18 protein-coding genes are annotated in these 20,070 nt (G+C 63.3%); 5 read left to right on the plus strand and 13 right to left on the minus strand.

Translation table 11 applies throughout. The features are described 5' to 3' along the window. Positions 1-30: 30 nt before the first annotated feature. On the plus strand, positions 31-492 hold the full coding sequence (locus AOT96_RS28720; RefSeq protein ID WP_030536603.1) for a MarR family winged helix-turn-helix transcriptional regulator: 462 nt from the start codon (positions 31-33) through the stop codon (positions 490-492). Continuing rightward, the gene (locus AOT96_RS28725; protein ID WP_065352632.1) at positions 489-1,469 is read left to right on the plus strand and encodes a zinc-binding alcohol dehydrogenase family protein; all 981 of its coding nucleotides are present in this window, start codon (positions 489-491) and stop codon (positions 1,467-1,469) included. Before AOT96_RS28720 ends, AOT96_RS28725 begins: the two co-directional genes overlap by 4 nt. A gap of 9 nt (positions 1,470-1,478) precedes the next feature. Here AOT96_RS28725 and AOT96_RS28730 read toward each other — a convergent pair whose 3' ends face one another. The 6 genes from AOT96_RS28730 to kdpF are packed head-to-tail and all read right to left on the minus strand — an operon-like array spanning position 1,479 to position 9,246. Further along, positions 1,479-2,159 carry a response regulator gene (locus AOT96_RS28730; RefSeq protein ID WP_003944545.1) on the minus strand — a complete coding sequence of 227 codons (681 nt, stop codon included), beginning with the start codon at positions 2,157-2,159 and terminating at the stop codon, positions 1,479-1,481. Further along, positions 2,156-4,696 carry a sensor histidine kinase gene (locus AOT96_RS28735; protein WP_058039501.1) on the minus strand — a complete coding sequence of 847 codons (2,541 nt, stop codon included), beginning with the start codon at positions 4,694-4,696 and terminating at the stop codon, positions 2,156-2,158. The genes AOT96_RS28730 and AOT96_RS28735 overlap by 4 nt, the downstream gene beginning before the upstream one ends. A gap of 7 nt (positions 4,697-4,703) precedes the next feature. Then, positions 4,704-5,354 (minus strand): potassium-transporting ATPase subunit C, encoded by a 651-nt coding sequence (locus AOT96_RS28740; protein WP_065352633.1) that lies wholly within the window; start codon positions 5,352-5,354, stop codon positions 4,704-4,706. Between the two features lie 6 nt (positions 5,355-5,360). Next, a complete protein-coding gene (gene kdpB, locus AOT96_RS28745) occupies positions 5,361-7,466 on the minus strand; it encodes a potassium-transporting ATPase subunit KdpB (RefSeq protein WP_065352634.1) in 2,106 nt (701 codons plus the stop codon). Beyond that, positions 7,463-9,148 (minus strand): potassium-transporting ATPase subunit KdpA, encoded by a 1,686-nt coding sequence (kdpA, locus tag AOT96_RS28750; protein WP_003944472.1) that lies wholly within the window; start codon positions 9,146-9,148, stop codon positions 7,463-7,465. Before kdpA ends, kdpB begins: the two co-directional genes overlap by 4 nt. Continuing rightward, positions 9,148-9,246, minus strand: a complete 99-nt coding sequence (gene kdpF / locus AOT96_RS28755; protein WP_007731078.1) for a K(+)-transporting ATPase subunit F — start codon at positions 9,244-9,246, stop codon at positions 9,148-9,150. Before kdpF ends, kdpA begins: the two co-directional genes overlap by 1 nt. A gap of 329 nt (positions 9,247-9,575) precedes the next feature. Here kdpF and AOT96_RS28760 point away from each other — a divergent pair, with 329 nt between their 5' ends. Both AOT96_RS28760 and AOT96_RS28765 read left to right on the plus strand, forming a co-directional pair. Then, on the plus strand, positions 9,576-10,994 hold the full coding sequence (locus tag AOT96_RS28760) for an amidase (RefSeq protein ID WP_065352635.1): 1,419 nt from the start codon (positions 9,576-9,578) through the stop codon (positions 10,992-10,994). 4 nt (positions 10,995-10,998) lie between these two features. Continuing rightward, positions 10,999-11,550: a TetR/AcrR family transcriptional regulator gene (locus tag AOT96_RS28765; RefSeq protein WP_030536607.1), complete on the plus strand. Its 552-nt coding sequence runs from the start codon at positions 10,999-11,001 to the stop codon at positions 11,548-11,550. Here AOT96_RS28765 and era read toward each other — a convergent pair. The 5 genes from era to AOT96_RS28790 all read right to left on the minus strand — a co-directional run bounded on the left by era (position 11,547) and on the right by AOT96_RS28790 (position 16,302). Then, a complete protein-coding gene (era, locus tag AOT96_RS28770) occupies positions 11,547-12,464 on the minus strand; it encodes a GTPase Era (protein WP_003944451.1) in 918 nt (305 codons plus the stop codon). The two genes, AOT96_RS28765 and era, sit on opposite strands and share 4 nt — an antisense overlap. A 24-nt stretch (positions 12,465-12,488) precedes the next feature. Beyond that, the gene (locus AOT96_RS28775; RefSeq protein ID WP_003944509.1) at positions 12,489-13,793 is read right to left on the minus strand and encodes a hemolysin family protein; all 1,305 of its coding nucleotides are present in this window, start codon (positions 13,791-13,793) and stop codon (positions 12,489-12,491) included. 21 nt (positions 13,794-13,814) lie between these two features. Next, positions 13,815-14,357 (minus strand): rRNA maturation RNase YbeY, encoded by a 543-nt coding sequence (gene ybeY / locus AOT96_RS28780; protein ID WP_003944525.1) that lies wholly within the window; start codon positions 14,355-14,357, stop codon positions 13,815-13,817. A gap of 48 nt (positions 14,358-14,405) precedes the next feature. Next, on the minus strand, positions 14,406-15,494 hold the full coding sequence (locus tag AOT96_RS28785; protein WP_054826182.1) for a PhoH family protein: 1,089 nt from the start codon (positions 15,492-15,494) through the stop codon (positions 14,406-14,408). 112 nt (positions 15,495-15,606) lie between these two features. Next, positions 15,607-16,302 (minus strand): TetR/AcrR family transcriptional regulator, encoded by a 696-nt coding sequence (locus AOT96_RS28790; RefSeq protein WP_007731067.1) that lies wholly within the window; start codon positions 16,300-16,302, stop codon positions 15,607-15,609. Positions 16,303-16,430: 128 nt separating this feature from the next. Between AOT96_RS28790 and AOT96_RS28795 the strand changes: the two genes are divergently transcribed. After that, the gene (locus AOT96_RS28795) at positions 16,431-18,035 is read left to right on the plus strand and encodes an MFS transporter (RefSeq protein ID WP_065352636.1); all 1,605 of its coding nucleotides are present in this window, start codon (positions 16,431-16,433) and stop codon (positions 18,033-18,035) included. On the opposite strand, the gene AOT96_RS28800 is transcribed toward AOT96_RS28795, so the two are convergent. Both AOT96_RS28800 and AOT96_RS28805 read right to left on the minus strand, forming a co-directional pair. Beyond that, a complete protein-coding gene (locus AOT96_RS28800; protein WP_065352637.1) occupies positions 18,027-18,803 on the minus strand; it encodes an alpha/beta hydrolase family protein in 777 nt (258 codons plus the stop codon). The two genes, AOT96_RS28795 and AOT96_RS28800, sit on opposite strands and share 9 nt — an antisense overlap. 14 nt (positions 18,804-18,817) lie before the next feature. Beyond that, positions 18,818-20,056, minus strand: coding sequence for a L,D-transpeptidase (locus AOT96_RS28805; RefSeq protein WP_003944568.1), 1,239 nt, complete (start codon positions 20,054-20,056; stop codon positions 18,818-18,820). Positions 20,057-20,070 lie beyond the last annotated feature (14 nt).

Raw genomic sequence — 20,070 nt, forward strand, 5'->3', positions numbered from 1 at the left:
ACGGAATGCATATCGGTTCGGAGTCTGCTCGTGACCAGATCAGCCCTGAGCAGGCACTTCGACAACCTCGTCCGCTTCGAAACCGAACTGTGGACGGCCGTCGACCAGCGACTCCGAATCGAGCACGACCTGCCACTGAGTCGATTCGAGCCGATGCAGATCATCGACAGGCTCGGCTCCTGTCGGGTCTTCGACATCGCCGAGGCCCTCGCGATCACCGTCGGTGGCACGAGCAAGCTGGTGGATCGAATCGAAGCGGCTGGACACTGCCGTCGAAAATCCAATCCCACCGACAAACGATCCTCACTCATCGAGTTGACTCCCGAGGGCAATGAGCTGTTGCGGCGGGCGAAGGCAACGTTCGACGACGAATTGGAGCGCCGTCTCGGTTCCGTGCTGACGCCCGACGCTCTCGATCGATTCGGCGCCACACTGGCCACGCTGCGTGAAGCCAATCGAAACCTGACACCGACCACGAAGGAAAAAGCATGACCGGCACAATGCGCGCAATCGTACTCGACGCCCCCGGCCCGCCAGAAGCATTGACTATCAAAGTGATTCCGATACCCGTGCCGATTGCGGGCTGGGTACTGGTCCGGGTGAAGGCTTTCGGCCTCAATCGATCCGAACTTCACACCCGCCTCGGCCTCGCCGAAGGCGTGACATTCCCGAGGGTGCTGGGCATCGAGGCCGTCGGCGAAGTGGTGAACTGCCCCGGCGGGGAGCTCACCGAAGGCCGGCAAGTCGCCGCCATGATGGGTGGGATGGGGAGGACGTTCGACGGCGGTTATGCCGAGTACACGTGCGTTCCCGTCAGTCAGGTCGTTCCCTTCTCGAGCGAACTGGACTGGTCGACAGTGGGAGCTGTTCCCGAGATGCTGCAGACGTCCTACGGCTCGCTGACGGTAGGACTGGACACGAAATCCGGTCAATCCCTGTTGATCCGGGGAGGAACCTCCTCGGTCGGCATGGCAACCGCAGTCCTGGCGAAGCAGTGGGGGCTCACTGTCCTTGCGACCACCCGAGATGCGAACAAAGCGTCGTCGTTGACCGCGATCGGGGTTGACCACGTTATCGTCGACGACGGTGCTGTGGCCGGCCAGGTTCGAGACATCCTCCCGGGCGGTGTTGATCTGGCCCTCGAATTGGTCGGAACACCAACACTTCCCGACACGTTGCGCGCGACCCGCGTTCACGGCACCGTGTGTTTCACGGGAATGCTGTCCAACGAGTGGACAGTCAAAGACTTTTATCCGATCGACTACATTCCACGCGGAGTGCGATTGACCTCGTACGGTGGGGACGCGTCCGACCTGCCTGCCGACGTACTGCAAGACTTCCTCTCCGCTGTGGCGTCAGGCGAGGCGGTGGTACCGATCGACGAGGTGTTCGCGTTCGAGGACATCGCGCGAGCACATGCCAAGATGGAAGCCGGTACGGCACGTGGCAAATTGGTAGTTGTGCTCTGACCTGGCTTCTCACACCACGAATCGATAACCCATTCCTGCCTCGGTGATCAGATGCTTGGGGTTCGCCGGGTCATCCTCGAGCTTCCGACGAAGTTGAGCCAGGTAGACACGTAGATAGTGGGTCTCGGTGTCGTACGCCGGTCCCCACACTTCCCGAAGCAACTCCTTCTGCCCGACCAGCTTTCCGCGGTTGCGCACAAGCATCTCGAGCATGCCCCACTCGGTCGGAGTCAGGTGCACCTGTTCACCGCGCCGACTCACTGTTTTCGCAGCCAAGTCCACCGTGAAGGACGCGGTCTCGACCGACGGTTCCGAAGTGTCCGCCGCGGAGGTTCCCCGCCTCGCCGCAGCGCGCACGCGGGCCAGAAACTCGTCCATCCCGAAGGGCTTGGTGACGTAGTCGTCCGCACCGGCGTCGAGAGCCTCGACCTTGTCCGCGGAATCCGTGCGCGCCGACAGCACGATGACCGGCGCCGTGCACCAGCCACGCAGGCCGGCAAGCACTTCGGTGCCGTCCATGTCGGGCAGTCCGAGATCGAGTACCACGACGTCCGGTGGACGCTCGGCAGCAGCCCGCAAGGCACCCGCGCCCGTAGACGCGGTCACCACCTCGTACCCGCGCACCGAAAGATTGATACGCAGAGCTCGCAGAATCTGCGGTTCGTCGTCCACTACCAGGATTCGACTCATGATCCATTCCCATTCGTACCGGCCGCAGCCAACTCCACGATCATCGTCAATCCCCCACCAGGTGTGTCTGTGGCGCTGACTGTTCCGCCCATCGCATCGACAAATCCGCGCACCACGGAAAGTCCGAGGCCCACTCCGCCGGTGTTGTCGCGATCTCCCATCCGTTGGAACGGCTGGAACATCGTTTCGGCCTCACCTCGCGGAACACCTGGGCCCGTATCGGCAACACTGATCACCACACGATCACCGAGTTGCGCCGCCCCGACGCGCACCGGGGTTTCTCCCCCGTAGCGCAGAGCGTTGTCGACGATGTTCGCAATCACCCGCTCTAGCAGACCTTGATCTGCTTGCACTGCAACGGTACCCACGTCGACGACTACACTTCGAGCCCGCGAATCCGAGCGTCCACCGATGCCGAGGCCCAGCAACGCGCGGTGAACCACCTCGTCCAGATACACCGGCCGGAGCGTGGGTTTCACCACCCCGGCGGCAAGGCGGGACGAGTCGAGCAAGTTCCCGACCAGTGCCGTCAACTGATCCGCCGACTCCTCGATGGTTGCCAACAATTCAGCGGTGTCTTCGGGCGAGAACTCGATGTCGTCGCTGCGCAGACTGGACACCGCCGCCTTCACTCCGGCGAGAGGCGTTCGCAGGTCATGGCTTACCGCTGACAGCAAGGCTCGACGCAGTTGATCAGCCTCGGTGAGCGCGGCAGCCTTGCTCGCCTCGACTGTCAGTTTCTCCTGGCGGATCATCCCAACTGCTTGGTGAGCGACCACCGTCAGCACTCGTCGGTCCCGCGCACTCAGGTCGGGCCCAGCCAACAACAGCGCGTATTCCCCGTCGTTGACCTCACAGACCGTATCCGCTTCGTCGTCCGTGGTCGGCGGCTGCGTACCGACGGCAGCGATGACTCCGTCGTCGTGATGAATGACGGAAACCCCTCGCTGGCGATAGATTTCGAGTGCCTTCGCCAGAAGTGTCGACAGATCCGCTCCGCGGAGAACTGATCCCGCGAACAGTGTGAGCAGTTCGGCTTCCTCGGATGCGCGCTTCGCCTCGCGGGCGCGCTTTGCTGCGGCGTCGACCAGAACGGCAACTGCCACAGCCACGATCAACAGCACGACAGTGGTGATGAAGTTGTCAGGTTCGGCGATGGTGAAGCTGTACCGCGGATCGGTGAAGAAGTAATTGAGCAGCAGTCCCGAGATCAGTGCCGACAATATCGCCGGGCCGACGCCGCCGAGGAGGGCAACCAGAACGACCACGACGAAGAACAGCGCGTTCTCGCCGTTGACCCCGGAGATTCGGTCGACGAGACCCATGATCGCGGCCGCGAGCGAAGGCACGACGATCGCCGCAATCCACGACAGGACCCGGCGCTCCGAGCGCCCCAGCACCGAAATGCGTCGTCGCGCCGTCGCTTCCTCGTGCGTGACCATGTGAACGTCGATACCACCGGACTGCTGAACCACAGCAGCGCCGATCCCCTCGTCGAGGATGCGAGCCAGGCGGGAACGCCGCGACGTTCCCAGCACCAACTGTGTGGCGTTCTCCTCACGCGCGAACTCGAGGAGCGTCGACGGTACGTCGTCACCGACAACGGTGTGAAGCGTGGCGCCGACTCCGACAGCCAACGCGCGCACCTTGCCCATCTCGGGGGCCGAGACACCGGTGAGTCCGTCACCGCGTACGACGTGGACCACCATCAGCTCGGCGCTCGACTTCGACGCGATTCGAGATGCGCGTCGTACCAGGGTTTCCGACTCCGGTCCCCCGGTCACGGCAACGACGACACGCTCGCGCGCTTCCCAGGTATCGGTGATCTTGTTCTCGGCCCGGTATTTCGCCAGTGCGGCGTCCACCTGATCGGCCACCCACAGCAGAGCCAGTTCGCGTAGCGCCGTGAGGTTTCCGCGTCTGAAGTAATTGCCCAAGGCCGCATCGACCCGTTCCGGTGAATACACGTTTCCGTGAGAAAGTCTGCGGCGCAGCGCCTCCGGGGTGATGTCGACCAGCTCGACCTGCGCCGCACTACGCACTACCGCGTCCGGAACCGTCTCCTGCTGAACCACGCCGGTGATGTGCGCGACAACGTCGTTGAGGCTTTCGAGGTGTTGCACGTTGACCGTGGACAGAACGTCGATCCCGGCTTCGAGCAGTTCCTGTACGTCCTGCCAGCGCTTGTGATTCTTGCTCCCTGGCGTGTTGGTATGTGCCAACTCGTCCACCAGGACAAGGGCCGGACGCCGAGCCAACACGGCCTCGACGTCCAGTTCCGGCATCCGTGTTCCGCGATAATCCACCAGCTTGGGCGGCACTATTTCGAGGTCTCCGATCTGCGCCGCGGTGCGGGCGCGGCCGTGTGTCTCCACGACGGCCGCGACCACGTCACAGCCACGATCTCGACGCCGATGAGCCTCACCGAGCATCGCGAAGGTCTTTCCGACGCCAGGCGCAGCGCCGAGGTAGATACGCAATTCACCACGTTTGCGTGCCCTACCGAAAGATTGACCGACCTTCTCCGAAGAACTCACGTGACAATCATCCACCAGTCGTCGGTGCAGCACACGTAGGTGCCGTCAATCCGAGTGCCAGGTTCAATTCCAGTACGTTGACTCGCTCGGCTCCGAGAAATCCGAGTTGCCGACCGTCGGTGTGCTCGGCCACCAAGTCCCGCACCTGGTCTTCCGAGATGCCGTTGTTCGCCGCCACCCTCGCGACCTGCAGTTCGGCGTACGCCGGACTGATGTGGGGATCGATACCCGAGCCCGAACCGGTGACTGCGTCGACGGGAACCGATGCCGGGTCGACACCCTCACGTGCCGCGATGGCTGCCCGGCGATCGATGACGAATCCGGCCAGAATCTCGCTGCTCGGCCCCTGGTTGGACGGCAGTGCCGCAGCGGGATCACCGGTGGCAAACGGATCCTCGTCCGAAACGGATCCGACAACACGATTGTGAAAGAACGGGTCCTGCTGCCCTTCGGCGACCTGCGGATCGACACCCACCCAGGCACTGCCGACCACGCAACCGGCGGCATCGGTGACCGGTGAGCCTTCGGCAGATCCGGAGCTGATCCGGCTGACACCCCACACCGCGGCGGGATAGACCACACCGAGAACGACGGTGAGCGCGAGCAATACGAGCAAACCCGCCCACACCTGTTTGGCAAAACCGATAGTGAAACGCATGTCAGGTCACCCAATTCCAGGAATCAAACGTACGACGAGATCGATCAACCAGATACCGACGAACGGTGTGATCACACCGCCGAGACCGTAGACGAGCAGGTTACGTCCGAGCAACTGCGATGCCGTCGACGGTCGGTATCGAACACCCTTGAGTGCCAACGGAATCAAACCGATGATCACCAAGGCGTTGAAGATCACGGCCGAGACGATCGCCGATTCGGGGGTGGCGAGACGCATGATGTTCAACGCGTCCAGCTGCGGGTAGATGCCGCTGAACAAGGCCGGCAGGATTGCGAAATACTTCGCCAGGTCGTTCGCCAACGAGAATGTGGTCAACGCGCCGCGGGTGATCAGCAATTGCTTGCCGATTTCCACCACCTCGATCAGCTTGGTGGGATCGGAGTCGAGATCGACCATGTTTCCGGCCTCTTTGGCTGCCGAGGTTCCCGTGTTCATCGCGACCCCGACATCCGCCTGGGCAAGGGCGGGAGCATCATTGGTCCCGTCACCGGTCATCGCGACGAGACGTCCGCCTTCCTGTTCCTTCCGGATCAGGGCCAGTTTGTCTTCCGGGGTGGCCTCCGCCATGAAGTCGTCGACGCCCGCCTCGTCGGCAATCGCCTTCGCGGTCAACGGATTGTCGCCGGTGATCATGATCGTGCGAATACCCATCGCCCGGAGTTCGGCGAACCTGTCAGCCATTCCCGGCTTGACGACGTCGGACAACGCGATCACGCCGAGGATCGAGGTACTCTCACCATGCTTGACGGCAACTACCAGCGGCGTTCCGCCGGCTTGGGCGATGTCGCCCACGGTGTCGGTCACCGCGCTCTCCGCGTGTCCACCGCCACTGACGACCCAGTTCATCACCGCATCTGCTGCACCCTTTCGGATTTGGCATCCGGAGTGGTCGAGTCCGCTCATCCGGGTTTGTGCCGTGAACGGAACGAACTCGGCGCGTTCCTCGTCCAGCGTCGGCTCGGCAGCGAGACCGAACTCCGCTGCGCACAGCTCGACGATGCTCCGTCCCTCGGGAGTTCCGTCGGCAAGGCTCGACAAGCGTGCTGCCGCAGCAAGATCGTCGGCGGATACACCGGGCGCCGGATGGAGTGCGGTGGCCCGGCGGTTACCGAAAGTGATGGTTCCGGTCTTGTCCATCAACAGGGTGTCGATGTCGCCCGCAGCTTCCACCGCGCGCCCCGACATCGCGAGAACGTTGCGCTGGACGAGGCGGTCCATGCCCGCGATACCGATCGCCGAGAGCAGCGCTCCGATGGTCGTCGGGATCAGGCAGACGAGAAGTGCGATCAGCTTGATCGGATCCTGCTCGTGCCCCGCGTACAAGCCCATCGGGCCGATGGCTACGACGGCGAGGAGGAAGATGACGGTCAACGACGCGAGCAGGATGTTGAGCGCAATCTCGTTGGGTGTCTTCTGACGTGAAGCACCCTCGACGAGCGCGATCATCCGGTCCACGAACGAACTGCCCGGTGCTGCGGTGATTTCCACGACGATGCGGTCCGAGAGAACCGTCGTACCACCGGTGACGGCGCACCGGTCACCACCGGATTCACGGACCACCGGCGCGGATTCACCGGTGATCGCCGATTCGTCTACGGAGGCAATACCTTCGACCACGTCGCCGTCGCCGGGGATGACCTCGCCGGCAACCACTATCACCCGATCGCCGACCACCAGTTCGGTGCCGGAAACCGATTCGATCGCACCGCTCATCGTGATCCGATGTGCTGTGGTGTCCTGCTTCACCTTTCGCAGGCTCGCCGCCTGCGCCTTGCCGCGCCCTTCGGCCACGGATTCGGCGAGGTTCGCGAAGATCACCGTGAACCAGAGCCACAGGGTGATCACCCAGGAGAACACCGAGGGATCGGCGATCGCCATGACAGTGGTGATGACGGAACCGACGAACACCACGAACATGACCGGGTTGCGGGCGAGGTGGCGTGGGTCGAGTTTGCGCACGGCCCCCGGCAACGCGGTGATCATCTGCCGCGGGTTGAAAACGCCTGCGTGTACTTCACGGGACTGCCCTGGATCAACCTTGTCGGCAGCGTCTTGCGCTACCACGGGTTTCTCACTGATACGCACGGTCATTGAAGAGCCTCCGCTAGCGGGCCCAGCGCGAGGGCCGGGAAGAATGTAAGTGCAGCAACAAGAACGACGGTGCCGGTCAACAAACCGGTGAACATCGGTCCGGACGTCGGGAGGGTGCCGGCCGTCGGCGCCACCTTCTTCTGCGAGGCAAGAGCACCGGCCAAGGCGAGAACGAAGATGATCGGCAGGAATCGGCCGAGAAGCATGCAGATTCCGAGAGACGACTGGAACCAGTCGCTGGTGACCGTCAGACCGCCGAAGGCGCTGCCGTTGTTGTTCGAGGCGGAGGCGAAGGCGTAAAGCACCTCACTGAACCCGTGGATCGATCCCGGCGTGCCCGGATCTCCCCCGTTGCCTTGATAACCGGTGGTCGAACCGAGGATGACGGTGATGGCGGTACCGATCAAGACCAGCGCGGGCATGACCAGAATCGACAGCGCCGCAAGGGTGATCTCGCGTCGACCCAACTTCTTGCCGAGATATTCGGGCGTGCGACCGACCAGCAGTCCGCCGACGAACACTGCGATCAATGCCAGCACAAGAATCCCGTAGAGGCCGGTTCCGACTCCACCTGGCGCAATTTCGCCGAGCAACATGTTGAGCAGGACCGCGCCGCCACCGAGGGGCGACATGCTGTCGTGGGCCGAGTTCACCGCGCCCGTCGACGTTCCCGTGGTCGCCACCGCGAACAACGCCGATCCGGGGATTCCGAAGCGAACTTCCTTGCCCTCCATCATCGAACCAGCTGCTGTGGCGGCAACACCGCGTGCGCCGGATTCGGCAGCGAGCGTGACTGCGAGCAGCCCGCTCCACAGGATTCCCATCACTGCCAGCAGGGTGAGGCCTTGCCTACGATCCCCGACTAGAGTTCCGAACGTTCGGGTGAGGCAGACCGGAATCAACAGGATCGCCAGGATCTCGACGACATTGCTCAACGGGGTGGGGTTCTCGAACGGGTGCGCCGAGTTGGCAGCCAATATCCCGCCACCGTTGGTGCCGAGTTCCTTGATCGCTTCCTGGGACGCGACGGGGGCCAGTGCATTGGTCACCGCATTGCCGTCGAGGCCGGTGGAGGCGAAACCGCTGTGGAACGACTGGATCACTCCCTGGCTCAACAGGATCAGGGCGATCACGAAGGAGAACGGGAGGAGGATGCGCAGAGAACCACGCGTCAGATCGACCCAGAAGTTGCCGATCTCGCCGCCCCTGGCCACCCGAATGAAGCCACGAACCAATGCGATGGCCACCGCCATGCCGACCGCTGCCGAGACGAAGTTCTGCACCGCCAGACCGACGGGCTGAACGAAGTTGCTCATCGTCGTTTCCGGCGTGTACGACTGCCAGTTGGTGTTCGCCACAAACGAAATCGCGGTGTTGAACGCTACGGCAGGACTGACCCCGGACAGACCGTCACTCAGCGGCAGTACTCCCTGAATCCGTTGCAGGAAGTACAGGAACAATGCGCTGGCCAGCGAGAATCCGAGAACGCTTGCGGCGTAGCCGTACCACGTCTGCTCGGCCCTGGAGTCGATCCGACCGACGCGGTAGATCACACTCTCGACCCGAAGATCTCGCGTCGACGAGTAAACACGCGCCATGTAGTCGCCCACCGGGACGTAGGCGATTGCCAGAACGACGAGGACAAAAGCGATCTGCAGGCCGGCTGCAAGAGCGGGCGACATCAGAACCTCTCAGGATCTACGAGTGCAACGAGCAGGTAAATGACCAATGCCGCGGCGACGGCGATCAGAACCACGCTGACCACACCGGCAACCGTCATTTGGGAGCGCTCGCCTGTAGGGCGCGCAGTACCAGCGCGCACACGAGAAAACCGCCGAGAATCAGAGCAACGTAGGCCAGATCGGCCATGAGCTTCCCTCTTCGAAATCTTTTGCCGTGCTGCTGTGCATCGCAGCCATGACGCGCGGTCGCCCTCGACCGGATGCGCTCTCTCAGCTTCGACCTCCGGAAAGGCCGATTCCGCGTCTCTGACGATCCGCTTACGCACTGACCTGGCGTCTTGACGCGATCTTGACGCGAAACCGAAGTTCACTAATACTGAAACAAGTTACTGTTCGTTCGAACGAACAGTTTTGCGAAGGGAACCTGATGACTTCTCGAACCGACCACGATCTCGCCCCCGGTCTTGTCGACCAGGTTGCGAGTCTGGCCTCGGGCGCCACCTCGTCCGTCGCGGCCACCGAGGCAACGCTGAGCCGGATCGAGGCCACTCAGCCTCACCTCAATGCGTTCAAGATCGTGCGGCGAGAGAAGGCACTCGAGGAAGCTGCCGAGGCCGACAGACGTCTCGCACGCGGCGAGCGTCTGCCGCTGCTCGGTGTGCCGATCGCAGTGAAGGACGACGTCGACATCACCGGCGAACCCACGGCCTTCGGTTGCCCTGGCGATTTCCCGGCCAAGACCGAGGACTCGGAGATGATTCGACGCCTCCGCGACGCCGGCGCAGTGATCGTGGGCAAGACCAACAGCCCGGAATTGGGTCAGTGGCCGCTCACGAGCGGTTCAGCCTTCGGTTACACGCGCAATCCGTGGTCGCGTCACCACACTCCAGGCGGATCGTCGGGCGGCACCGCCGCGGCCGTCGCCGCCGGATTGGTCAGCGCCGGAATCGGTTCCGACGGTGCCGGTTCCATCCGAATCCCTGCGGCCTGGACCAACCTCGTCGGAATCAAACCGCAGCGCGGGCGCATCTCAACCTGGCCCGACGCCGAAGCGTTCTACGGCCTGACGGTCAACGGACCTCTCGCTCGCACCGTCGCCGACGCGGCACTGCTGCTCGACGTCGCTGCCGGCAACCATGACGGCGATCTCCACAAGCCGACACCGGTCACCGTCAGCGACGCGGTGGTACGCGACCCCGGAAAACTGAAAATCGCGCTTTCCCTTCGCAATCCGTTCACCGCCACTCCCGTGAAGCTGGACCCGGAAGTGCGCCTGGCCGTGCATTCGATCGCCGACACGCTGCGGGAACTCGGACACCATGTCGTCGTCGACGATCCCGCATACGGCCTGATCTTCGGCCTGAACTTTCTGCCCCGCTCGCTCGTCGGGGTCCACGACTGGCTCGGACGCGTTCCCGACCCGAAACTGGTCGATGCCAGAACACGTGGAAATGCCCAGAACGGCAAGCTACTTCGCGGCGCACCTCTGCGCGCGGCCCGCGCGGCCGAGCCGCGGATGCGAAAGCGGATCGGAGCGATCTTCGACACCTACGACGTCGTCCTGGCACCCACGACGGCAACCCCACCGATCATGGCGACCGCGATCGACGGCATCGGTGGCTGGGACACCGACAAGGTCATGACCGGCGCCTGCCCCTACGCGTGGCCGTGGAACGTCCTCGGCTGGCCCTCGGTCAACGTGCCGGCCGGATTCAGCAAGGCCGGCCTGCCCATCGGTGCGCAGTTGATGGGCAACGAGAACACCGAACCTCTGTTGGTCTCCCTCGCTTCACAGTTGGAATCGGTCCTGCGTTGGGATCAGGTCCGACCCGAGCCGTGGTGGTGACCCGATGAGTAACCGGGACGTTCGCGAGCGAATACTCGACGCCGTTCTGCACGTCGTCGGTACCGACGGCATCCCGGGTGTGAGCAACCGGCGCATCGCCGCGCAGGCCGGCGTCTCACTCGGATCGATCACGTATCACTTCGCCAGCCAGTCGGACATGCTCCGCGCTGCTCTGTCTCGTTTCGTGACCGACGAGACGACGCGCCTGCGCGCCTTGGCCGAGGAGTACCGCGACAAAGGTCTGAGCGTCGAGGACGCCGCGGCAATAGCCGAAAAGGTGACGCGAGATCTTTCGTTCTCGGCCGAGCGGATCGCGCCGTTCGAGATGTACATCGCCGCCGGGCGCGACCACGAACTCCACGAAGTCGCCGTCGAATGCTTCGCCGCCTACGACGATTTGACCGTCACGATTCTGACGGCACTCGGTGTACCTGATCCGGAGTCGATTGCATCGACGCTCGTCGCCGTCATCACCGGCCTCCAACTCCGACGCCTGGCCACCGGCGTCGACGAGCAGGACATCGGCGCGGCGATCCTCAGGGTCCTCCGGCCCTAGAAGCCCAGCCGGCCGAGCTGCTTCGGGTCGCGCTGCCAGTCCTTGGCGACCTTGACGTGCAGCTCCAGGAAGATCCGCACACCGAGCAGCTTCTCGATCTGCAGGCGCGCACTGGTACCGACTTCCCGCAGACGCGCTCCGCCCTTACCGATGACGATGCCCTTCTGACTGGGCCGCTCGACGTAGAGCAGTGCATGCACGTCGAGCATCTCGCCCTGCTTCTCGGTGCGTCCCTCGCGCGGGATGACCTCCTCGATCACCACAGCCAGGGAGTGCGGCAATTCTTCGCCGAGCCCCTCGAGCGCAGCCTCACGGATCAGTTCGGCCATGAGCACCTCTTCGGGCTCGTCCGTCAGTTCCCCGTCCGGGTAGAAGGCCGGGCCCTCGTCCATCAGACCGGCGAGGACGTCGACCAGGATCTCGACCTGTTCACCCGACTTCGCGGACACCGGAACGACCTCGGATTCGGGACCGAGCAGGGTGGACAGCGCGAGCAACTGCTTTCCGACGGCGTCGCGGCTGACCTTGTCGATCTTGGTCACGATGCCGACAAGCTTGGTCTTGGGCGCCATCTGACGGACCTGCTGCACGATCCAGCGGTCTCCGGGCCCGATGGCCTCGTCGGCCGGGATGCACAGGCAGATGACGTCGACCTCGGAGTACGTGTCGCGAACCAGGTCATTGAGGCGCTGCCCGAGCAAAGTGCGGGGCTTGTGCAGTCCAGGGGTGTCGACCAGGATCAGCTGCGCATGCTCGCGGTGAACGATGCCGCGAATCGTGTGGCGCGTCGTCTGCGGGCGCGAGGACGTGATCGCGATCTTGCTGCCGACCAACGCGTTGGTCAGCGTGGACTTGCCCGTATTGGGTCGACCCACGAAACACACGAAGCCTGACCGGAATTCGTTCTTGCTCATAACTGCTCCTCGCTGAACTCTCGCTCAGTCATCGGTGTCTTCTGTCTCTTCGTCTTCGGACGGCGGGATGCGCTGCACGAACACCGTGCTGATGCGTACCCGGCCTCGGCCCGTATTGGTTCCCTCGCCGCGCAGGATCAAACCGTCGTACTCCACTTCGGAACCGGGAAGTGGCACTCGGCCGAGTACGTATCCGATCAGCCCGCCGACGGTCTCCACCTCGTCGAGTTCGAGTTCGAGATCGAACAATTCACCGAGGTCTTCGATGGGAAGTCTCGCGGATACGCGGAACATTCCGTCACCGAGATCCTCGATGGGCGGCGTCTCGTCCTCGTCGTATTCGTCGGCGATCTCACCGACGATCTCTTCGATGACGTCCTCGATCGTGACGAGCCCGGCGATTCCGCCGTACTCGTCGACGAGTATCGCCATGTGGTTGCGGTCGCGCTGCATCTCGGCCAGCAAGCTGTCGAGCGGCTTCGAGTCGGGAACGAAGACGGCGGGCCGCATGACGTCGCAGACGTTGACGTTCCGGCCGCCGTCGGGCAGGTGGTAGGTCTGCTTGACCAGATCCTTGAGGTAGACGACACCGAGCACGTCGTCGACGTTCTCCCCGATGACCGGCAGGCGCGAGTGACCACTGCGCACGGCCAACGACGTTGCCTGCCCGGCATTCTTGTCGTTCTCGATCCACACCATGTCGGTGCGCGGCACCATCACCTCGCGTGCCGACGTGTCTCCGAGCTCGAAGACGGACTGGATCATTCGGCGTTCTTCGTCGGCCACGACGCCACGTTCCTGCGCCATGTCCACGAGTTCACGCAACTCGATTTCCGACGCGAACGGGCCGTTGCGGAAGCCCTTACCCGGGGTCAATGCGTTACCCACGAGGATCAGGACGCGACTGATCGGCCCGAGCAGAACCCCGATCCACAGCAGTGGCAGCGACGCGGCCATCGCGATGGAGTACGCATGTTGGCGCCCAAGCGTTCTCGGTCCGACGCCGATGACCACGTACGAGACGAGAACCATGATCACCGCGGTGACGGTCAGTGCCCAGCCCAGCGAGAGGACGTCGATCAGGCCGCCCACGAGTACGACGGTGGCCGTGATCTCGCACAAAATGCGAAGCAGGACCATCAGATTCACGTATCGCGGACGATCGGTCAGGATGCGTTGCACTCGCGCGGCGCCGGCTCGCTCTTCCTTTGCCATCTCGTCGATCCGCGCCGACGAAATGGTGTTGAGCGCCGAGTCGACGGCCGCGAACACACCACCGACCGGGACAAGAGCAATCGCCAGAACAAAGAGCGCTATGGCGCTACTCACTACAGAACCCCCGGATAACTGTTATCGGTCCACTCCGTCGACGAAACCGGTCTTACCGAGCAGCTTCTGATCGCGTTCGGCCAGTGCTGCTTCGCGGTCGATACGGCGAAGGTCTTCGTACCACTCTTCGAGGAGGCTGTTCTGCAAGCCGAACATCTCCTTCTCCTCTTCCGGCTCCGCATGGTCGTAGCCGAGAAGGTGCAACACACCGTGGACGGTCAGGAGGGCAAGTTCGTGAGCCAGTGAATGCCCGGCCTTGTCAGCCTGATCCGCGGCGAAAGACGGACACAGCACGATGTCGCCGAGCATCGACGGCCCCGGCTCGGGGGAATCGGGACGGCCACCCGGCTCGAGTTCGTCCATCGGGAACGACATGACGTCGGTCGGGCCCGGCAGGTCCATCCAGCGAACGTGCAGATCCGCCATCGTCGCGGAGTCGACGAGAACCATCGACAGCTCGGCCGCCGGATGGACATCCATCCGAGCGATCACGAAACGGGCAACGCTGATCAACTCCGGTTCGGAGATGTCCATGCCCGATTCGTTCGAGACCTCGATGCTCATGTGCGACGCTCTTTCCTGGGAAAAGTAGGGGTTGATGCGTCGCTCAGCCTACCGTCGCGGTGAATGAGCATGTGCAGCGCGGCGCTGCGCCCGGTTTCCGACCGCCAACTCGCCGGACCGATCCGATTCGTGACGCTCGTAAGCGTCGACGATGTGAGAGACCAGCCGATGACGTACGACGTCGCTGCTGTCCAGAGTGGCGAAATGAATATCGTCGATCCCGGTGAGGATTTCGGATGCCGCGCGCAGACCCGAACGGGCCCCGCCCGGCAGATCGACCTGGGTCACGTCTCCGGTGACCACGATCTTGGAACCGAACCCGAGGCGGGTCAGGAACATCTTCATCTGCTCGGCCGTGGTGTTCTGCGCTTCGTCCAAGATGATGAAGGCGTCGTTGAGCGTCCGGCCACGCATGTAGGCGAGCGGAGCGACCTCGATGACTCCGGCCTGCATCAACTTCGGAATCGCCTCGGGATCCATCATGTCGTGCAATGCGTCGTGCAGCGGGCGGAGATACGGATCGATCTTCTCGTGCAGCGTGCCGGGCAGAAAGCCCAGTCGCTCCCCGGCCTCGACTGCCGGCCTGGTCAAGATGATCCGAGAGACCTGCTTGGCCTGCAACGCCTGAACGGCCTTGGCCATGGCGAGGTAGGTCTTGCCGGTACCGGCCGGGCCGACTCCGAACACGATGGTGTTCTCGTCGATGGCGTCGACGTAGCGTTTCTGGTTGAGGGTCTTCGGCCGAATCGTCTTGCCCCGACGCGAAAGAATGTCGAGGGAGAGCACCTCGGCCGGAGACTCGCCGACCTCGTTGGTGAGCATGCCGATGGTTCGTCGAACAGCGTCCGGGGCAATGGGCTGCCCTCGACCGGCCAGCGACGCCAATTCACTGAACACACGTTCTGCCAGCGCCACGTCTGCAGCCGTCCCCGACAAGGAGATGGTTCCGCCACGTACATGAATGTCGGCACGAAGCTCACGTTCGATCGCGGTGAGATTCTCGTCCGTCGCCCCCAGGACTTGACGCACGGTCTCCGGCGCCAGATCCATACTCGAACGGACGGTGCGCTCTGCGGGCAGAGCGCGCTCGGTGATGGTGGTTACACGGTTCCCGTCGAGTTCACTGTGTTCACTCACGTGGTGAATATGGCCTGCTTTCTGGTCCGATCAGCCCACTCGACTCGTGAGCCTCGATACTTCGAAGTCTAGCGCCAGAGTCGGACACGGCCCACTTGTTAATCGTCCCGGCCTAATCCTCGCGGCGACCGGACGGCAGCGATTCGCGGATCCACTCCGACGCTTCGGCGACGATCTCGGAGCTTCTGTCCGGACTGATACCCGCGATGACCAGGCACACGGCGGCAAAGGATTCGCCCGAGTCCGTGATGAGCCCACTGTTGGCCTGATCGAACAAAGTGATCGTGATCGCCTCGGTCATCGCTACCAGAGTCTCGGCCGGCAGGTATTTCGAGAAGGTTCCGTCACGCTGACCGCGCTCGACGACGCTGATACTCACGGCACGCGCGGGCTCCATCAGATCGAGAATCCGCTGCTCCCCCAACTCTTTGCGAGCAAAGCTGAGCAGCATCCGGAAGCGATCACCGACCGGCCATGACAGCAATGCCAGTACGGCAGTCGCCAGATCCGGGCGCTCGGGCGGCTCGCCGGCTTGGCTCAGCGCAGCTACGAGATCGGTCGACGCCTCGTCCACGATGCCGTTGATCAGCGCCTCTCGGCTGTCGAAGTGCGCGTACACGGTTCGCCTGACCACACCGGCGGCCTTTGCGACGTCGTCCATGCTCGCATCCGGATCAGCAGCGAACGCCGTGATCGCCGCCTCGATGATGCGATTGCGATTGGCCGCGGCCTGACTACGACGCTGCCGTCCGCCCGATTCGGCAGTTCCCGAAACGACTGTGCCCGAATGCGTCAACGCGCGTTCCACCTCTTTCGACTGCCCAACTGTGATCTAGGTCAATCATAGTTGCACATCGGTGTGCAAGTTATTAACTTACACATCAGTGTGCAAATAGATCGAGGAGTGTCTTCGATCATCAGGAACGGAGTCGCGTCATGACGACACTCATGAGCAAACCTGTCTCGGAGATGGACCAGCCGTACTCACGGCGGTGGGCCGCGCTCGGGGTGTTGTGCCTGAGTCTGCTGATCGTCGTGATGGCGAATACCGCGCTGATCGTCGCGGCGCCGGACATGACCAGAGACCTCGGCCTCACCAGCACGCAACTTCAATGGGTCATCGACGGCTACACCGTTCCCTACGCCGCATTGATGCTGCTGTTCGGCGTGATCGGTGACAAGTACAGTCGCCGCGGCGCACTTCTCGCCGGACTGGCCGTGTTCGCCGGCGGCGCCGTCTTCGGCAGCATCGCGGACACCACCAACGCCGTCATCGCGGCACGAATGATCATGGGCGTCGGCGCCGCGATCATCATGCCCGCGACGCTTTCGCTTCTGGTCGCTACCTTTCCCAAAGCGGAGCGATCACGCGCCATCGCGGCGTGGGCGGCGACATCGGGTCTCGCGATTGCACTCGGTCCGCTGTTGGCCGGATGGATTCTCGACAGTCATTCCTGGAGCATCACTTTCCTGATCAACGTCCCGATCGCCGCAGTCGCTGCCGTCGCCGCCGTATTTCTGGTGCCGCCGAGCAAGGCCGAGCACCTGGGCCGGATCGACTGGATCGGCGGCGCACTCTCGGTGGTCACCATTGGCTCGCTCGTGTACTCGATCATCAACGGATTCCACTTCGGGTGGACCGGCGGACCCATCGGTGCCGCCGTACTCGCTGCGATCGGCCTCGTCTCGTTCGTCGTCTGGGAACTGCGTCACCCGCAGCCACTGCTCGACGTCCGTAAGCTCGGCCAGCGCATGGTCGGCGGCGCGACGCTCGCCGTACTTCTGCTGTTCCTGGCCGCCTTCGGCGCCATCTACTTCATCTCACAGCAGTTCCAGTTCATCCTCGGCTACGGCGCACTCGAAACCGGTGTTCGTCTGCTGCCCTTGGCAATTGCCGTTTCGATCGGCGCCGTTGTCAGTGGGCGGATCACTCCGCTGATCGGCGTCCGGGCATCCATCGTCGGCGGCATGGTGGTCGCCGCGATCGGCGTTCTGATTCTCACGCAGGTCGACGGCGATTCGGGCTACTGGATGTTCGCAGTCCCACTGATCCTGCTCGGCCTGGGCATCGGTCTCAGCGAACCGCCGGCCACCGACGCCATCATGGACAACTTCTCCGAGGACGATCTCGGTGCTGCGGGTGGCCTCAACGACACCGCCATCGAACTCGGCGGCTCGCTGGGTATCGCGATCCTCGGCTCGATCCTCGCTGCGAGCTACAAGGATTCGATTGCCGGATTCATCAATGGAATGCAGGTTCCGCAGTTGACGGGCGAACTTGCGCAACAGGCCGCGTACGCGATGGAGGTGTCGGGCGAATCCGTCGGCGGCGCTTCGTTGGTCGCCGAAGAGATGGCAGGCAACCCGTTGGCTGCAGCTCAGGCAGGGCCGTTGCTCGACGCCGCAGGCAGTGCCTACGCCGACGCGATTTCGGCGGCCAGTTGGGCGGGCGGTCTTGCACTGTTCGTGGGGGCAGTTGTCGTGGCGTTCATCCTGCCGGGCAAGAAGGCCCCTGTGGAAGTAGACCCCGCGTCAGTCTGACGTGCACGGAGCCAGCGGGTCTTCGGCGAGAACCAACTCGCGGGAGACCCGCCACGACTCGGTCGAGGGTGAGAGAAACGCGTCGTGTCCTTCGCCCTCGATCACACGCAGTGCCACGGGATCACCAGCCGCTTCCGCGGCTTTCGCGTACCGGGAGCTCACCTTGGCCGGCACCTGCAGATCGTCCGCACCCGTGACGCACACAACGGGGACGCCGATCGGCAATCGATGCTGCGGCGACGCACTGCGATACAGATCCGGGTCCGCGTCGAACGGAACGCCGAACAGATCCTCGATGAAGCTGATCCGTCGTCCACGCTCGCCTGCCGACGCCAGATCGAGTGCGGCCGCCTGTGCGATGACCCGTTCAGGCCGGGTGAACGTGTCCTTCTCCCCCGCCAGCCACACTGCAAGATGTCCTCCGGCCGAATGCCCGAGCAAGCGAATCTGATTCAGATCCAATTCGGCCGAGGACTTCCCGGCAACCAGTCCGGGGATTTCGTCGTACGCCGTTTTCACGTCGGCGGACATCTCCGGCCAACCACCGCCCGCCCCGAGACGGCGGTATTCGATGTTCCACACCGCGACGCCGTGCCGCGCGAGTTCGACGGCAAATGCGGTGCCCAGAGTCAATCCGTACTGCCCGCTCCAGAAGCCGCCGTGGATCTGCATGACGACCGGGATCGGGCCGTCAGCGACTCCGTCGGGAACGTAGAGATGCCCGAACTGCTGCTCGTGTCGGCCGTACGGAATCTTGAATCGAGGCACCGAGGAAATCTATCTCAGGCGAGGGCGCTGCCTGCGGCCCAGTCTGCCCAGGAAAGGGTCCAGTCGCCGTTCTGCCACACCTCCAGCGGAGCGCCGCCGGTGTTCTTGATCTCGACGACATCTCCCGGCTGCGAGAAATCGAAGAACCATTTGGCATTGGCCGCACTGAGATTGAGGCAACCGTGCGAGGTGTCGGTGTTTCCCTGCGCCCAGACGGTGCTCTCCAACTCGTGAAGATAGATACCGTCGGTGCTGATGCGGGTGGCCCAGTTGATGGATTCCTTGTAGCCGAGGCGCGAGTTGATCGGCAGACCGTAGGTCGACGAATCCATGATGACGGGGTTGGCCTTGTCCATCACGGTGTACGTGCCGGGCTGGGTCCAGAACGAGAGCGTCGTGCCGCCGATCGTCTCGGTGCCGCCCATTCCCATCGAGGTCGGCATTTCCTTGATCACCTGACCGTTTTCGTAGACGGTCACCATCTTGGTGTTGTCGTCGGCGACCGAGACGTGGGAGTCGCCGATCTTGAAGGACACGGTGTCGTCCTGCTGGCCGTACAGTCCGTTGCCGAGTTGCTTGCCGTAGATGTTCGCGTTCACCGAGACCGTCGTGCCTGGTGCGTAGTAGTTCTGCGGTCGCCAGTGAACGTTCTGACCGTCGACCCAGTACCACGAACCCTGTACGGGCGGATTGGTTGTGACCAGCAGAGACTTCTCGGCCGCGGCCTTGTCACCGATCAACTCGTCGAAATGAACGGCGACGACGGTGCCGACACCGTACGTGCCACCGTCCGATATCGAGGCGCCACCGGTGGTGTTGATGTACGCCCGGGTCTGGTTACTCGGCGCGACGGTGGTCAGCGTCGTGTTCTTGGTCGTGGCAACACCATTCGCGTCGACGGCGTCGACGACCAACTTGTAGGTCTTGCCGTATCCGAGTGGTTCGCTCGGTTTCCAGGACGTCTTGTCCGGCGTGGTGATACCGGCGACTTCCTTACCCTCGGGATTGGTCAGCGCGACGGTCGTCAGTGTTCCCTTCGCGACCTGGACCTCGATGGGGTCGAGTGGACTCACCGGAGTTCCGCCGTCCGCCGGGGTGACGGTGACTAGAGCCTCGCTGGTCGGGGTAGTGGTGACTGCGCTGCTGGAGGAACCCGTGTTGTCTCCGGTGGAGACCGTGCACCCCGCGACGAGCATCAACGCCGCCGCGGCACACACCGCTCCAACGATTCGCATATGCGCACGTGACAACATCTGGCCTCCTGAAA

This window comes from Rhodococcus sp. 008 (assembly GCF_001682295.1).
Classification (GTDB): Bacteria; Actinomycetota; Actinomycetes; order Mycobacteriales; family Mycobacteriaceae; genus Rhodococcus_F; species Rhodococcus_F qingshengii.